This window comes from Rhizobium ecuadorense (assembly GCF_001187535.1).
GTDB classification, from domain to species: Bacteria; Pseudomonadota; Alphaproteobacteria; order Rhizobiales; family Rhizobiaceae; genus Rhizobium; species Rhizobium ecuadorense.
This window is the reverse complement of sequence record NZ_LFIO01000023.1, coordinates 172,343-188,025: the sequence shown is the minus strand read 5'-3', so window position 1 is coordinate 188,025 and position 15,683 is coordinate 172,343. Positions and strand designations below refer to the sequence as shown.

Sequence of the window (15,683 nt, the reverse complement as noted above, 5' to 3'; positions counted from 1 at the left end):
TCACAGGAGGAAAAACGGAGCCCGCCGGCCTTCGTTCCCGTCAGACGCGCATCGGCATCAGCACGTAGAGCGCATCGTCGCCGGCGGTGTCGCGGATCAGCGTCGGCGAGCCGGCATCGGCCAGCAGGAAGATCGCTTCCTCGCCGGAAAGCTGCGCGGTGATGTCGAGCAGGTATTTGGCATTGAAGCCGATTTCCATCGCATCCGTGTCGTAGCCGACGGCCACTTCTTCGGTTGCGCTGCCGGAATCCGGATTGTTGACCGTCAGCATCAGCTGCCCTTCGGACAGCGCCAACTTCACGGCGCGGCCGCGCTCGGAGGAAATGGTGGAGACGCGATCGACGGCTTGGGCGAAGGTCGTGCAGTCGACACGCATTTCCTTGTCGTTGCCTGTGGGGATGACGCGCTGGTAATCCGGGAAGGTGCCGTCGATCAGCTTCGAGGTCATGACGATCGAGCCGATGGTCAGGCGGATCTTGGCATCGGAGACCTCGACGGTCACCGTCACCTCCGGATTGTCGACCAGCTTCTGCAACTCGCCGACCGTCTTGCGCGGAATGATGATGCCCGGCATGCCTTCAGAGCCGGAGGGCGCATCGACATCGGCGCGCGCCAGCCGGTGGCCGTCGGTGGCGACGGCCCTCAGCTTCAGGTCGCCCTTGCTCTCGATCGTGTGGAAGAAGATGCCGTTGAGATAATAGCGCGTCTCCTCGGTCGAGATCGCGAACTGCGTGCGGTCGATCAACATCTTCAGATCGGTCGCCTTCAGCTTGAAGGAATGCGTGAAGGTGCCGGCGGTCAGATCGGGAAAGTCGGATTCCGGCAGGCACTGCAGCGAGAATTTCGAGCGGCCGGACTGCACCGTCATCGAGCCGCCGTCGGCGCTGGTGGCGAGCAACACTTCCGAGCCGTCGGGAAGCTTGCGCACGATATCGTAGAGAAGGTGGGCCGGAACGGTGGTGGCGCCGGCCTGCTCGACGCTTGCCGGCGTCGCCTCGGTGATTTCGAGGTCGAGGTCGGTCGCCTTCATGTCGAGGTTCTGGCCGTCGGCCTTGAGCAATACGTTGGACAGGATCGGGATCGTGTTGCGACGTTCGACCACGCGGTGCACGTGGTTCAGCGATTTCAACAGGTTTGACCGCTCAATAGTAATACGCATGGAATGCTACCGCTTTCGACCGTGACTGTCCGGGCGCATCGAGCACCCGAAGAATGCTTTCCCGGCCTGAGACCGGAGGAGTGGACGGGCAAAATGGCAGACTTCAGCATCGGATTGCAAGAGGCATGGAGGGCCAAGCGCCTGCATTTGCGGTTTTCCCGGGCAATTCTCACAGAAATCCGAACCCTTGCCGAAGCCGTGCCGCTCGCCCATAAAGGCGCGATGACGGCGGGACGAAAGCAAATGGCATGAATGAGGAAACGACAGAGCAGGCCGCCACCCGGCGAAGCTTCCGCCTGCACAATATGGCGGTGCCGGCGCGGCCGCTGGAGCCGGCGCTTTATCTGGTCGCCACCCCGATCGGCAATCTCGGCGATATCACCCTGCGCGCGCTGGAAACGCTGGCCGGCGCCGATGTGCTCGCCTGCGAGGATACGCGCGTCACCCGCGTGCTGCTCGACCGTTACGGCATCCAGAACCGGCCCTTCGCCTATCACGAATACAATGCCGACGAGGCCGGCCCGCGGCTCCTCCAGGCGCTGGAGGCCGGCCGCTCGGTGGCGCTCGTGTCGGATGCCGGCACGCCACTGGTCTCCGATCCGGGCTATCGGCTGGCGCAGCAGGCGATTGCGGCAGGTTACCGCGTCATCCCCATTCCCGGCGCCTCGGCGCCGCTCGCAGCCCTTGTCGGCTCCGGCCTGCCGAACGATGCCTTTCTGTTTGCCGGTTTCCTGCCGGTCAAGGACAAGGCCCGCCGCGACCGTCTCGGCGAACTCGTCGCGGCTCCCGCGACACTGATCTTCTTTGAATCGCCGCATCGCATCGGCGCCACGCTTCTTGCTGCCGCCGACGTGCTGGGAAGTGCGCGGCCCGCCTCCGTCTGCCGCGAACTGACCAAGACCTATGAGGAGTTCCGCCGCGGCACGCTTGGCGAGCTTGCCGCACACTACCAGCAGGTGGAAAACGTCAAGGGCGAGATCGTCCTCGTCGTCGGCCCGCCGGAGCCGGTGGAAACGCCGGAGGCCGATGTCGAAGCTGTGCTGGCCGATCTCGCAAAAACCATGCCGACGGCCAAGGCCGCGACCGAGGCCGCCCGTCTCACCGGCCTGCCGCGCAAGGTGCTCTACCAGCGCCTGCTGGAACTGAAGGGCGCCGATGGGCGATAGGGATCTCACCGCCCTGAAAAGGAAAGCGCAGCGCCGGGGCCTGATGTCGGAATATGTCGCCGCCGTCTTTCTGATGCTGAAGGGTTACCGCATCCTGGCACTACGCCACCGCACCCGCCTCGGCGAGATCGATATTGTTGCCCGCAAGGGCGATCTCGCCGTCTTCGTCGAGGTCAAGGCCCGCCATGGCGAGGCGGCGGCCGTCGACGCCGTCTCCGCCGCCGCCCAGAAGCGCATACGGGCGGCAAGCGATCTCTGGCTCGCCCGCCAGGCGGATCAGGCCCGTCTTTCCCAGCGTTATGATATCGTCGCGGTCATGCCGGGCCGGCTGCCGCGGCACTTTCCCGACGCCTTCTGACCTCCTGCGACCATCGGCTTTCCCGATCGTTAAAATTTTAGCGCCGGCGTGAACCAGGTTCTTACGACTGTCTGTTACCCAAATCTCGGTTGGGATAAAGATTTGGGGGTTGGTTCATGGCCTGGAAGCTGATGCTTGCAAGTGCGGTCGCCATGGCCGCGCGCTCGGTGCCTTATGCCGTGGCGAAGCCGGCCGGCAAATCCTTTGTCGCGCATGCGAGCGATCTCCTGCCGCTGAAATCGACGCCGATCAATCCGGACTGGATCGTCAGCGGCAATCCGCAGGCCCGCACCGCCGAACATTCGCGCGGTCATGACGAGGCCTCGCTGACGGCGATCTGGGATTGCACATCAGGCGAATTCCGCTGGTATTTCGGCTGGGACGAGACCGTGATGATCCTCGAAGGCGAGGTCCATATCACCGCCGAGGACGGCACCGAACGCACGCTCTGCGCCGGCGATGTTGCTTTTTTCGCCGGCGGCACCTGGGCGAGCTGGCGGGTAGACAATTATGTCCGCAAGGTCGCCTTCCTGCGCAAGCCTTTCCCCAAGCCGCTAGCGATCGCCTATCGCCTCCGCAATATGCTGCGCAATGGCGGCAACCAGGGCATCGCCGCCTGAGAATTTCCGGCCGTTAGCGCTAATCCGGCTGCGGCGGGGCGGTCGTTTCCCCCTCTAAAACCTCGCAGGCAAACAGGATCGGATTGTCGAGCTCAGGCGCGGTCTGCTTGTTCAACAGAACGGCGACCGCGGCGGCGGCGACGTCCTGGATCGGCTGCTTCACCGTTGTCAGGCGCGGCGTCGTCATGCTGGCGAGCGGGATGCCGTCGAAGCCGACGATGGAAAGGGCTGCAGGAACCGGAATTCCGAGATCATGCGCCGCCCGCATGCAGCCGATCGCCTGCTGGTCCGAACTGGCAAAGATCGCCGTCGGCCGCTCGTTGCGGGCGCGGGCCAGAAGATAGTTTCCCGCCGAGCGGCCGCTCTCATAATCGAAGGCCGCCTCGGCAATCAGCGGCGGTCCCGCCATTTTCGCGCTGCCGTCCGCCTGTTCCCCCGCCTGCTCGATTGCGTCGAGATAACCCCTGAGGCGGTCGTTCGCGGGGACGGAATGTCCGGGCCCTGAGATGAAGCCGATGCGGCGATGGCCGAGCTTCAGAAGGTGCTCGACGCCGAGGCGAACGCCCGCGCGGTGATCGGCGGCAATGCCGGAATATCCGGGCATAAGCCGGTCGACGACGACGATCGGCAAGCCTTTCGGCAGTTTGATCGTATGGAAGTCATTGCTGGGAACGAGAATGATGCCGTCGACCTTCCGGCTCGTCAGCTGCTTGATCCGATCGGCTTCCTTGGCGGCATGATCAAGCGAGGTCATGACGATGATATTATAGCCGTGATTGGCCGCCGCCTGTTCCGCCGATTGCACGAGTTCGGAGAAGAACGGATTGGTCAGATCCGGGATGACGATGCCGATCAGGCGGCTGACCTTGCTGCGCATGCTTCTTGCCGACGGGTCGGGAAGGTAACCCAGGTCCCTGATGATCCCTTCGACGCGCGCCCGCACCTCCTTGGTCACGGAGGGATGATCGTTCAAAACCCTAGAAACGGTGCCGGTGGAAACACCCGCAAGCTTGGCAACATCCCTGATCCCGACCTTTGACATGACTGAAATAGATGCCCTTCATTCTTCGTCTGAGCAACGCGCCCGAAGGCGCCTGATCCAGGCTTCCAGCTAATGGTCTTCAGGTCTCTAGTCAAAGGCCGTCTCTCTCGGTCGGCCGAATATGACAGCAGAGCCTGCCGAGAACCATGGAAACGGTTCATCAGGAATATGTCAATACGCGCTTGATACGGCGCCTGAGTCCTCTGGCTGGCGCGCTTTCGACCGCTTGACAATTCTCAACGGCGTGTTACCCATTTGTCGTTGGAAACGGTTCATTGCCGCGGGGCAACTCAGATGGAGCTGAGCAGAGGGCCGTTCAGGAGGAAAAATGTCCAATTTTAAGCGCGAATCCGTCTTGATCAATGCACCGCGCCGTGCGGCCTTGAAGGTCGGCCTTGCCGGCACCTTGCTGCTGGCGCTGTCCTGCAGCGTGTCGCCGGCCTTTGCGGCCGAGAAGCCGAAGGTCGGCCTGATCATGAAATCCTTGTCGAATGAGTTCTTCAAGCAGATGAAGGCCGGCGCCGACAAATATGCGGCCGAGAACAAGGACAAGTTCGATTTCAAAGCCGTCGGCATGAAGGACGAGCGTGACTTCGCCTCGCAGGTCGACGCGGTCGAGAACTTCGTCACCCAGAAATACGATATCATCGTCGTCGCACCCGCCGATTCAAAGGCGATGGCAACGCCGCTGGCAAAGGCGGTCAAGGCAGGCGTCAAGGTCATCAACATCGACGTGCCGCTCGATGCCGATGCCAAGAAGAAGGCCGGTATCGACCTGGCTTTCTTCGGGCCTGACAACAAGGAAGGCGCAAAGCTTGCGGGCGATGCGCTGGCCAAGGATCTCGGACCCGGCGCCAAGGTGGTCATCCTCGAAGGCAACCCCGAGGCCGACAACGCCAAGGAACGCAAGGAAGGCTTCGTGGACTCGGTCAAATCGGGCAAGCTCGAGCTTCTCGACAGCAAGACTGCCCATTGGGAGACCGAGGAAGCCAACACCGTCATGACCAATTTCCTGACGAAGTATAAGGATATTCAAGGCGTGATGGCCGCCAACGACTCCATGGCCCTCGGCGTCGTCAAGGCTCTCGATGCGGCCGGCCAGGCCGGCAAGATCAAGGTTGTCGGCTTCGACAACATCCCGCCCGTTCAGCCGCTGATCAAGGATGGCAAGATGCTCGCCACCGTCGAGCAGTATGGCGCGCAGATGGCGGTCATGGGCATCGACTATGGCATGCGCGAACTTGCCGGCGAAAAATTCACCGGCTGGGTCAAGACCGACGTCAAGCTCGTCACCTCTGCCGATCTGAAATAATCGGGATTTCCGACGACAGGACAAAGAGGCGCCGGCTTGCTGCCGGCGCCAACGACTACCAACCGATCGACGCGTTGATTGCTCCGGAGGAGGCTTGTTTCGAGCCTCTCCGGTGCGCCTTCCGTGGAGGATCGCCTAATTGTGCATGAGGTCGACGTGTCAGACGCAGCAGATGACGACATCCTGAGGCTGGAAGGAATCGGCAAGCGCTTCCCGGGCGTCGTGGCGCTCAAGGACGTCTCGATGCGGATCGGCCGCGGCAAGGGGCATGTTCTCCTTGGCGAAAACGGCGCCGGAAAGTCGACGCTGATCAACCTGCTCGGCGGCGTCTTCAGGCCGGATGACGGTCACATCCTGTTCGACGGCAAGCCCTATCACCCGGCCTCGCCGCTGGAGGCGTTCAGGGCCGGCATCCGCGTCATTCACCAGGAACTGCATCCGCTATCCAACCTGACGGTGGCGGAAAATCTGCTGTTTGAGCATCTGCCGCGCCGATACGGCCTGGTAAACTACAAGGCGATGAACGCCAGGGCGGCCGAACTCCTCGAAGAGGTCGGCCTCGATGTCGCCCCGACGACGCTGGCAAGCAGCCTCAGCGTTGCGCAACTGCAGCTGGTCGAGATCGCCAAGGCGCTGTGTTACGAAAGCAAACTTCTCGTTCTCGATGAACCGACCGCGACCCTGACCTCCAAGGAGGTCGATCGCCTGTTCGAAATTCTGAAGCGGCTGAAGGGCCGCGGCGTCACCACGCTCTATATCTCGCACCGGCTGGAGGAAATCTTCGAAGTCGGCGACGATGTGACGGTGCTGCGCGACGGCCAGCATGTGATCACCCGGCCGCTGGCCGGGCTTGCTATTCCTGATATCGTCGAACTGATGGTCGGGCGCAAGCTTGCCGATCACGGCATCTTCAAAGGCGACAGCACGGTATCCGGCGAAGCGCTCGGTGTCTCCGGCCTGAGGGTGACGCGCAACAGCCCGGAACTGTCTTTTTCCGTGGCCAAGGGCGAAATCGTCGGCATTGCCGGCCTTGTCGGCAGCGGCCGTACCGAGGCGGTGCGCGCCCTCTTCGGCGCCGACCTGAAGGCCTCAGGCGCAATCCGCCTGAACGGCGAGCCGGTCGAGATCAATTCGCCGAAGGATGCGGTTGCGGCCGGGCTGTGCCTGGCGACCGAAGACCGCAAGATGCAAGGCCTGATGCTCGACATGAGCTGCGCCCAAAACGCCACCATCACCGATCTCGCCAGGATCTCCCGCAACGGCCTGATCAACCGGAGAGCGGAGGACGGTCATTCGCAACGCCTGGTGCGCGAGCTGCGGATCAAGACCCCCTCCATCCACCAGGCGGTCAGGACCTTTTCCGGCGGCAATCAGCAGAAGGTGGTCATTGCCAAATGGCTGTTCCGCGGCCCCAAGGTGCTGATCTTCGATGAGCCGACCCGCGGCATCGATGTCGGCGCCAAGGCCGAGATCTATGAACTCTTATGGAAATTTGCCGCCGAGGGAAAAGGCGTGCTGGTGGTATCTTCGGATCTGCCGGAGCTGATGGGCATTTGCCATCGCATCATCGTTTTCTCCGACGGCAAGATATCCGGCGAAATCGCTCGGGAACAATTTGACGAGAGCAGGATCCTGTCGCTCGCTTACAAGGAGTACAGCCGTGTCCGCCAGCATTGAAAAACAGACCGAGGCAAAAGAGGCGCGCTTCTGGGACAAGCTGATCCGGATCTCGATGAAGGAGGCGGGCGTCGCCATTGCCCTCATCCTGATCCTGGCGTTTTTCTCGGCAACCGCGCCCTATTTCGCCACGCCGGAGAATTTCCTGAAGATCTTCGTGCAGATCGCCATCAACACCGTGCTTGCCGCGGGCATGACCTTCGTCATCCTGGTCGGCGGCATCGATCTCTCGGTGGGATCGCTGCTTGCCCTTTGCACGGTGATCGGCGCAACGATCATGATCAATCCGATGTTTTCGCCCTGGCAGGCGATTGTTCTCGCCTGTCTTGCCTCGATGGGCACCGGCGCTCTCCTTGGCGCCGTCAACGGCTGGATCTGCGAGAAGTGGAAGCTTCCTTCCTTCATCGTCACGCTCGGCATGCTGAACGTCGCCAGCGGCCTGGCCCGCGTGGTCAGCGACAATTCGACGATCACCGGCCTGCCGCAGCCCTTCGTCGATTTCGGCAACCTGATCTTCTGGGGCATACTCCCGTCGATCTTTCTGATTGCGGTCGCCGTCGTCCTCATCGGCTGGTTCGTGCTGCGCTACACCGTCTTCGGCCGCTTCGTCTTCGCCATCGGCACCAATGAAGAAGCCGTTCGGCTGTCCGGGCACCAGCCGAAACGATACAAGATCGCCGTCTTCACCATCTCAGGGCTGACGGCCGGCATCGCCGCCATGGTCTATCTGCTCCGCCTCAATGTCGGCAGCCCGGTTGCCGGCATCGGCTACGAGCTGAACGCCATCGCCGCGGTCATCATCGGCGGCACCAGCCTGTCGGGCGGCAAGGGTTCGATCATCGGCACGCTGGTCGGCGCCTGCATTCTGCAGGTCCTGTCGACCGGATTGCAGCTCTTGGGCGCCGACGACAACATCAAGCCGATCGTCATCGGCGCCGTCATCGTCCTTGCCGTCATTCTCGACAGCTATCGCGGCCGGCTGATGCGGATCCTCGAGACACGGTGATCGCGAGCGCCGGAAGCCCTTGATCGGCATTGCGTTTGATGCCGGGCCGACCTACATCTGTCCGGCATTCAGCGAGGGACGGAAATGGCCAAGATCACCAATGTAGCGGTCCAGATGGATCATGTCGCCGGCATCAATATTGCGGGCGACTCCACCTTCGCCATGAGCCTGGAAGCGCAAGTGCGCGGCTACCGGCTGTTCCATTGCACGCCCGAGCGCCTGAGCTTCCGCGACGGCAAGCTCTATGCCAGCGTCGAGCCGATGCTGCTGAAGGACGTCAAGGGCGATCACTTCGAGCTCGGCGCGCCCGAGCGCGTCGATCTCTCCACCATGGATGTGGTGCTGCTGCGCCAGGACCCGCCCTTCGACATGGCCTATATCACCTCGACGCATCTGCTCGAGCGCATCCATCCGAAGACGCTCGTCGTCAACGATCCGGCCTGGGTGCGCAATTCGCCGGAAAAAATCTTCGTCACCGAATTCGCCGACCTGATGCCGAAGACACTGATCACCAAGGATGCCGCCGAGATCCGCCGCTTCCGCGACGAGATGGGCGACATCATCCTGAAGCCGCTCTACGGCAATGGCGGCGCCGGCGTCTTCCATTCGACCCGCGACGACCGCAACCTCTCCTCGCTGCTCGAAATGTTCGGCCAGCTTTTCCGCGAGCCCTTCATCGCCCAGCAATATCTGCCCGATGTGCGCAAGGGCGACAAGCGCATCATCCTGGTCGACGGCGAATTTGCCGGCGCCATCAACCGCGTGCCCGCCGAGCACGACAGCCGCTCCAACATGCATGTCGGCGGCCGCGCCGAGGCGACCGAGCTGACCTCGCGTGAACAGGAGATCTGCGACCGCATCGGCCCAGCGCTGAGAGAACGCGGCTTCCTGCTCGTCGGCATCGATGTGATCGGCGATTACATGACCGAGATCAACGTCACCTCTCCGACAGGCATCCGGGAGGTCAAGAAGTTCGGCGGCGCCGATATCGCAAGCCTGCTCTGGGATGCGATCGAGCGCAAGCGCGGCTGATCCGAAAGTTCCGCGACCCACGGCCCTGCTGTGATCGGCTACAACCCCGGTCACAGGAGATGCCTGAATATGTTCCTTGATTGTTCTTGTTTTATTCTTGCTTCCATGCCAGATTGCAACCGCTGGCCCTGACGGGTTGCAGGCGGTATAAGAGTTGGCGGGCAAGGGGTGGGCATATGGTCGCGCGTGTCAGTACGGTGGCATTTCAGGGCATCGAAGGTGTGCCGGTCGAGGTCCAGATCATGGTCGCGCCCGGCAAGATCGGCATGCAGATCGTCGGCCTGCCCGACAAGGCGGTGGCCGAAAGCCGCGAGCGCGTGCAGGCCGCCCTTCACGCCTCCGGCCTGTCGCTGCCGGGCAAGCGGGTGACCGTCAATCTGGCGCCTGCCGATCTGCCGAAAGAGGGCTCGCATTTCGATCTGCCGATCGCGCTTGCCCTGATGGCCGCCCTCGGCGCCATTCCCGCCGATGCGCTGTCGGATTATGTCGTCGTCGGCGAACTCAACCTCGATGGCACCATCGCCGCCATATCGGGGGCGCTGCCGGCCGCGATCGGCGCCAATGCGCTCGGCAAGGGACTGATCTGCCCGGCCGAAAGCGGTGCCGAGGCCGCCTGGGCCGGTGCTGAGGTCAATATTCTCGCCCCGCGCAGCCTGATCGCCCTTGCCAATCATTTCCGCGGCACGCAGGTGCTCACCCGGCCTGAGGCATCGATCCGCGCCAATGCCGCCAACCTGCCGGATCTCGCCGAGATCAAGGGCCAGGAAAGCGCCAAGCGGGCGCTCGAGGTCGCGGCCGCCGGCGGCCATAATCTGCTGATGGTCGGGCCTCCGGGCTCCGGCAAGTCGATGCTGGCGGCACGGCTGCCGTCGATCCTGCCGCCGCTCTCGGCCGCCGAGCTGCTTGAAGTGTCGATGGTCCATTCGATCGCCGGCCAGCTCTCCGGCGGCAAGCTGTCCGACCGCCGGCCTTTTCGTACGCCGCACCATTCCGCCACCATGGCGGCCCTCGTCGGCGGCGGCATCCGCGCCCGTCCCGGCGAAGCCTCGCTTGCCCATCACGGCGTGCTCTTCCTCGACGAATTTCCCGAATTCACCCCGCAGGCGCTGGATGCGCTGCGCCAGCCGCTCGAAGGCGGCGAATGTGTCATCGCCCGCGCCAACCACCGCGTCTCCTATCCGGCGAAATTCCAGCTGATTGCGGCAATGAACCCTTGCCGCTGCGGCATGGCCGGCGAGCCCGGCCATACCTGCGCCCGCGGCCTGCGCTGCATGAGCGATTACCAGGCCCGCATCTCCGGCCCGCTGATGGACCGCATCGATATCCGCATCGACGTGCCGGCCGTCTCCGCCGCCGATCTGATCCGGCCGATGGCGGCCGAGGCCAGTGCCGATGCCGCCCGCCGCGTCGCCCGCGCCCGCGAAATCCAGCAGCAGCGTTTCGAGGCAGCCGGCGCCAAGGGCATCGGCACCAATGCCCGCTGCTCCACCGCGATGATCGAAAAACTCGCCGAACCCGATGCAAGTGGCCTGCAGCTCTTGCGCGACGCCGCCGAAAAAATGAAATTCTCCGCCCGCGGCTACCACCGCGTCCTCAAGGTCGCCCGCACCCTCGCCGATCTCGACGGCAAACCGACCGTAGGGCGCTTGCATCTTGCCGAGGCGATTTCCTACCGCATCGCTGGCGAAAGGCTGACGGCTGCGGTGTAAGGAGAGGGGCGATCGTCTCTCGACGAGGCGATGGCCGAAATCCGCGAGCGCGTGCAGGCCGCCTTCACGCCTCCGGCTTGGAGCTACCGGGCAAGCGGGTGACCGTCAATCTGGCGCCAGCCGATCTGCCGAAAGAGGGCTCGCATTTCGATCTCCCCATCGCGCTTGCGTTGATGGCCGCCCTCGGCGCCATCCCCGCCGATGCGCTGTCTGATTTTGTCGTCGTCGGCGAGCTCAATCTCGACGGCACGATCGCGGCCATTTCAGGCGCGCTGCCGGCCGCGATCGGCGCCAATGCGCTCGGCAAGGGGCTGATCTGCCCGGCCGAAAGTGGCGCCGAAGCCGCCTGGGCCGGCGCCGACGTCGATATTCTCGCACCCCGCAGCCTGATTGCCCTCGCCAATCATTTCCGCGGCACGCAGGTCCTGTCCAGGCCGGAAGCGTCGATCCGCGCCAATGCTGCCAACCTGCCGGATCTGGCCGAAATCAAGGGTCAGGAAAGCGCTAAGCGCGCGCTCGAAGTGGCCGCCGCCGGCGGCCATAATCTCTTGACGTTGTGCTACATTAATTGAAGTCACTCTCGCGTTTCCAGCTCTGAGGTCGCTATCCCGTGAAAAAGACCAAGAACGCTCCCCAAGTGTTTGTCGATGCCAACATTATCATTAGGGCGGGCAAGCCGCCGGGAGGAGCTGAATGGGAGCGCGTAGGTGACCTGGTGAACGCCGGGATGATAACTGTTCTCACGACCGACCTTACAGTTACCGAAGTGGCTAAGAAGCACGCCGACAACGACTATCAGGTGATCAAGGAGATCGCACGTCCCCATTTTCGCAAGCTGATCGACGAAACTGTCGGTGTGAAAATTGACGAGATTAATAAGACCGAACTCTGGGACATTCTAATAAGCAAATACCTGGCAGCAGTGGCAGCGATGTTTGGTAACCTCGACGCAACCCATCTTGCCATCGATGACGTCAAGCCTTCAGCAGTTTTCAACACCTACGCGGCGGGGACAGGTCTGTTCACCGGTGAGAGTAAGAAGGACCAATTTCCTGACGCTTTCATTTTCGAATGTCTCAAGCAGGCGGCATCGAAACACAATCAGGTTATTATTGTCTCGGACGACGGCGATTTCGAAAAAGCTGCCGAAGGGGAGCAATACATCCAAATCATCAAATCGTTGCCCGAGCTGTTCAAAGCGCTCGGCTACGAAATGGAAGCGCCGCAAGTTGCTCAATTCCTCGAGGATAAGTCTGATGATCTCGTAACTCTCGTTGGCGAGGAAATAAAAGCTTGGGGGTTAGTGGGAGATGTCGAGGACTCGGAGATTTTCGACGTACAGGTCTTAGGTCTCGAAATTGGCAAAATAACTTCCTTCCGATCTGTTGAGGAAGGTGATGACATCTTGGTGGTCGGAACCGTCCGGGTCTCCGCCAATGTTGAATACAGCCACCCCGACTGGGACACAGCTTCTTATGACTCCGAAGACAAAGTCCTCATTCCATGGCGGGAGGTAGAAGGTGAGACGGAAATCGAATTCGACTTCGAGATTTCGATTGCCATTTCTGTCGACGATAACGGTGCACCTGAAAAGATCGAAACGATCAGCCCACGGAATGCCGATTTCCAGTATGTTAAGCTACATCCGTACGAAACGTACAAGTAAATCTGAGTTGCCGCGCTTTGCGGCTTACAGCCATCGGAAAGTTGAATTGGATTCAAAGAGCACGCCTGGGTTAGAAAATAGGTTGAGTTACGAATAACGATCTGCAATGTAGAATCATGAAAAACGAATTCTCCTGGTATTTATCCTCTAATGCCGCTGCTGCGCAAAAGTTGTGGAAAGACGGTATTTTGACTGTCGATGCGAATGTGCTTCTCGATCTATACCGCTATCATTCCGCGACATGCGAGAGCATTCTAGTCGCATTAGAATCGTTTGCTGGTCGCATTTGGATTCCGCGTCAAGCGGCGATCGAGTTTTTCAGGAACCGCAAGAAAGTCATTGCCTCTTCAGAGCAGACGTTCCGAGAGGCCACTTCGGCCATCGATGACCTTGACAAATCGGTGACTGGTGGAGTGGGCAAACTGAGGGGCTTTAGGTTAGTGCCTCGTCCTGCTCTGGATGCCCTCAGTACCGCAATTACTTCAGCTATAAATGAAGCGCGCGCTGACATGGAGGAGGCCGCCCAAAAGCATCCCAACTACCTTGAAGAAGACCCAGTCCTCGAACGTATATTAAGGTTGTTCGATGGCCGTGTCGGCCCAGCCATGTCGCCAGAGAGATATGCTGAGCTATGCAAGGAAGGGAAGCGGCGCTTCGAGGCGAAAATTCCTCCCGGTTATGAGGACGGTCAGAAGGACGAGGACAAGAAGTATGGCGATTTTCTCCTTTGGTCGCAGCTTATGGAATTCGCAAAGGAAGCTGGGTCACCAATCGTACATGTGACGTCGGAACGGAAGGAGGATTGGTGGGAACGGGAATACGGCAAGACATTGGGACCACGCCAAGAGCTTGTCGAAGAGTTTTTCGTAACGAGCGGACAGCAGATATACCTCTACCAGACAGAACACTTTTTGAGGATCGCCGCCGAGCAAGCGGGGCGGTCGGTTAACGAGGAAGCGGTCGAGGAGATAAGGGAGTTGGACGCCCGAAGGGCGCGAAAGCGTACCATATATGCTCCAGCGGTCGAAGTCGAACAGTCTCCGATACACGCCGACCAACGCGAGAATTACGGCTTTCTTGAAATTCAGCTACTGCGTGAGGTGAACGCGATGACTGGTAGTGGACGTTTCGATCCACAGCTCGGTACGGTTCCAGCTGTAAGTGCGCGCGTGCTTTCAGCGCCAGACAACTGCCCACCTCTTGTAATTCATGCAGGGACTGGCACAACGTTTGACTTCAACGTTCATCTGCGATCCAGTACAAATGGAACGCCCCTCCCCGTCGGTCTATATATTATTGATTACTCGGCAGAATGCGACAGCGCGGGTACATCGGGCCTGTCTATCGGGGAGCTGGAAGCTGGAGACCGAACGCATTAACATGTGCTGTATTAACTGATGTTTTGATCGCCCTCTGATGCCTATTTCTGCTACGCACCCAACTCTTCTTTGGAACGAGACACACAACCATGGAAGTGAGATCAAGACACGCCTCAAGGACGCAAAGCGCTTTACTTGCATGGTGGCATTCGCGAAGGAGAGCGGCTTCTCCCGTTTTGCTGCCGACTTGCGGAGCCGTATCGACAAGGGAATGAGCGCTGTCTTCGTGATTGGCATCGACTTCTACCAAAGCGAGCCGACGGTTATAGAGAAGCTTCTGAAACTGAAGAACCACGGTAATGTTAAGGTTTATATCGGCAATCTGGAAAGAAAATCTACCTTCCATCCAAAGCTCTACCTTTTTGAGGGTTCCGGCGGAGCTAATGCGATAGTGGGTTCCGCGAACATGACCAGTGGAGGACTCGCCACTAACCATGAACTCTCAGTTGCTTTCGATAGCGGCGCAAAAGAGTTGGGCAGACAGATCGAAGGCTGGATAAATGTACTTTTAGACGATTGCGAAATTGTCGAGGCGACGGACGAAATTGTCGCGGAATACGCGCGACGCCATGCCATCTATTCCCGACAAATGGCGATGGCGCGTCGGCGGGCAGAACGCGCCGCCGTAAGCCCCAGCGGTGGATTAGAAACGCTTTCCAAAATACTTGCAGAAATGAAGGCGGATGCCTCCGATGAGGGTTTCGCAAGCGCAGTGCACCGCAGAGCGACTAATCGCAGTGAGGGCCTAAAAATACTCAAGGGCCTCGCTTCAGAACGACGAATGACGTCCCAGAAATTTCTCGATCAGTACGAGCGACTCATCTCGACTATGCATTCCGGTGGTCTTCAAAGAGGTAAGACCATCGTGGCCCTCTCGCGCGAGGGGTTTAGAGAAGGAGTTCGATCTCTATTCAAACTCAAAGACAGTAACTCCGCGGTCCTATTCGACCACCTGATAACCAGTTTTGAGGCTGTCGATCGCGCCGGCACGAATGTCATTACGGAGATATTGCACCTGCTTGACGACAAACGATACGCTGTCATGAACCGAAACTCTGTTTCGGGCATGGGGCTGGCCGGAATAAGTACTTTTCCCGAACTGCCAACAAAGCGAAACACTAATGGCGAGGCTTATGCCCTATTCTGCGCCGAAGCTGCCAAAGTCCGTAGGGACTTGGGGCTAAGCAGCTTTGCAGAACTTGATGCCGTTTTCAACTATGCCTACTGGCGTGACCTGGGATAATGACGGCGTCAGGTATCAGTACGTGACGATGTGCACCTTGGCATTGCGTGCCGAGCGAACCGCGATGTCCGCCAGGATGTCATAAGCTGCAAATGTTGTGATACATTAATTTAGTCTGCATCCAGCTACCTTTCATCCCATTTGCCGTCATGGAAGACATGATCACCTAAAAAGTGGCATAATCACCAGAAGCCCAGAAGCGCATGGCGGTCTCCAAGATCGAGAGCGATGAGGAAGGTCTCTTCTGATTGACGATAATGATCGTGAGAATGTACTCCGCAGAGTATTGCAGCATTATGGAGCAAGTGCGGCAA

At 60.2% G+C, this 15,683-nt stretch carries 14 protein-coding genes and 1 pseudogene; 13 read left to right on the top strand and 2 right to left on the bottom strand.

The window, feature by feature from the left end:
• Positions 1 to 40: 40 nt before the first annotated feature.
• Complete coding sequence (dnaN, locus tag AF337_RS01615) at positions 41 to 1,159, bottom strand: DNA polymerase III subunit beta (protein WP_049730765.1); 1,119 nt, start codon at positions 1,157 to 1,159, stop codon at positions 41 to 43.
• 93 nt (positions 1,160 to 1,252) lie between these two features.
• Between dnaN and AF337_RS43515 the strand changes: the two genes are divergently transcribed.
• The 4 genes from AF337_RS43515 to AF337_RS01600 all read left to right on the top strand — a co-directional run bounded on the left by AF337_RS43515 (position 1,253) and on the right by AF337_RS01600 (position 3,303).
• Complete coding sequence (locus tag AF337_RS43515; RefSeq protein ID WP_167347720.1) at positions 1,253 to 1,411, top strand: hypothetical protein; 159 nt, start codon at positions 1,253 to 1,255, stop codon at positions 1,409 to 1,411.
• A complete protein-coding gene (gene rsmI, locus AF337_RS01610) occupies positions 1,408 to 2,325 on the top strand; it encodes a 16S rRNA (cytidine(1402)-2'-O)-methyltransferase (RefSeq protein WP_049730764.1) in 918 nt (305 codons plus the stop codon). The genes AF337_RS43515 and rsmI overlap by 4 nt, the downstream gene beginning before the upstream one ends.
• Positions 2,315 to 2,683 (top strand): YraN family protein, encoded by a 369-nt coding sequence (locus tag AF337_RS01605; protein WP_049730763.1) that lies wholly within the window; start codon positions 2,315 to 2,317, stop codon positions 2,681 to 2,683. Before rsmI ends, AF337_RS01605 begins: the two co-directional genes overlap by 11 nt.
• A gap of 116 nt (positions 2,684 to 2,799) precedes the next feature.
• Positions 2,800 to 3,303, top strand: a complete 504-nt coding sequence (locus AF337_RS01600) for a cupin domain-containing protein (protein WP_049730762.1) — start codon at positions 2,800 to 2,802, stop codon at positions 3,301 to 3,303.
• Between the two features lie 19 nt (positions 3,304 to 3,322).
• Here the strand turns inward: AF337_RS01600 and AF337_RS01595 are convergent, their stop codons facing one another.
• On the bottom strand, positions 3,323 to 4,345 hold the full coding sequence (locus tag AF337_RS01595) for a LacI family DNA-binding transcriptional regulator (RefSeq protein WP_049730761.1): 1,023 nt from the start codon (positions 4,343 to 4,345) through the stop codon (positions 3,323 to 3,325).
• A 328-nt stretch (positions 4,346 to 4,673) separates the two neighbouring features.
• Between AF337_RS01595 and AF337_RS01590 the strand changes: the two genes are divergently transcribed.
• From AF337_RS01590 to AF337_RS01550, 9 genes and pseudogenes are all read left to right on the top strand, one after another.
• Positions 4,674 to 5,657, top strand: a complete 984-nt coding sequence (locus AF337_RS01590; RefSeq protein WP_049730760.1) for a sugar ABC transporter substrate-binding protein — start codon at positions 4,674 to 4,676, stop codon at positions 5,655 to 5,657.
• A gap of 156 nt (positions 5,658 to 5,813) precedes the next feature.
• Complete coding sequence (locus AF337_RS01585; RefSeq protein WP_049730794.1) at positions 5,814 to 7,334, top strand: sugar ABC transporter ATP-binding protein; 1,521 nt, start codon at positions 5,814 to 5,816, stop codon at positions 7,332 to 7,334.
• On the top strand, positions 7,318 to 8,340 hold the full coding sequence (locus AF337_RS01580) for an ABC transporter permease (RefSeq protein WP_049730759.1): 1,023 nt from the start codon (positions 7,318 to 7,320) through the stop codon (positions 8,338 to 8,340). The genes AF337_RS01585 and AF337_RS01580 overlap by 17 nt, the downstream gene beginning before the upstream one ends.
• An 84-nt stretch (positions 8,341 to 8,424) precedes the next feature.
• Positions 8,425 to 9,372, top strand: coding sequence for a glutathione synthase (gene gshB, locus AF337_RS01575; protein ID WP_049730758.1), 948 nt, complete (start codon positions 8,425 to 8,427; stop codon positions 9,370 to 9,372).
• 176 nt (positions 9,373 to 9,548) lie between these two features.
• A complete protein-coding gene (locus AF337_RS01570) occupies positions 9,549 to 11,081 on the top strand; it encodes a YifB family Mg chelatase-like AAA ATPase (protein ID WP_049730757.1) in 1,533 nt (510 codons plus the stop codon).
• Between the two features lie 21 nt (positions 11,082 to 11,102).
• A pseudogene (locus tag AF337_RS01565) lies at positions 11,103 to 11,632 on the top strand (magnesium chelatase domain-containing protein); the annotation flags it as partial.
• Positions 11,633 to 11,691: 59 nt separating this feature from the next.
• Positions 11,692 to 12,747 carry a PIN domain-containing protein gene (locus AF337_RS01560; protein WP_049730755.1) on the top strand — a complete coding sequence of 352 codons (1,056 nt, stop codon included), beginning with the start codon at positions 11,692 to 11,694 and terminating at the stop codon, positions 12,745 to 12,747.
• Positions 12,748 to 12,863: 116 nt separating this feature from the next.
• Entirely contained in the window at positions 12,864 to 14,126 is a 1,263-nt protein-coding gene (locus tag AF337_RS01555) for a PIN-like domain-containing protein (protein ID WP_049730754.1), read from the top strand.
• 37 nt (positions 14,127 to 14,163) lie between these two features.
• Positions 14,164 to 15,369 carry a phospholipase D family protein gene (locus AF337_RS01550; protein WP_063844300.1) on the top strand — a complete coding sequence of 402 codons (1,206 nt, stop codon included), beginning with the start codon at positions 14,164 to 14,166 and terminating at the stop codon, positions 15,367 to 15,369.
• Positions 15,370 to 15,683: the final 314 nt, after the last annotated feature.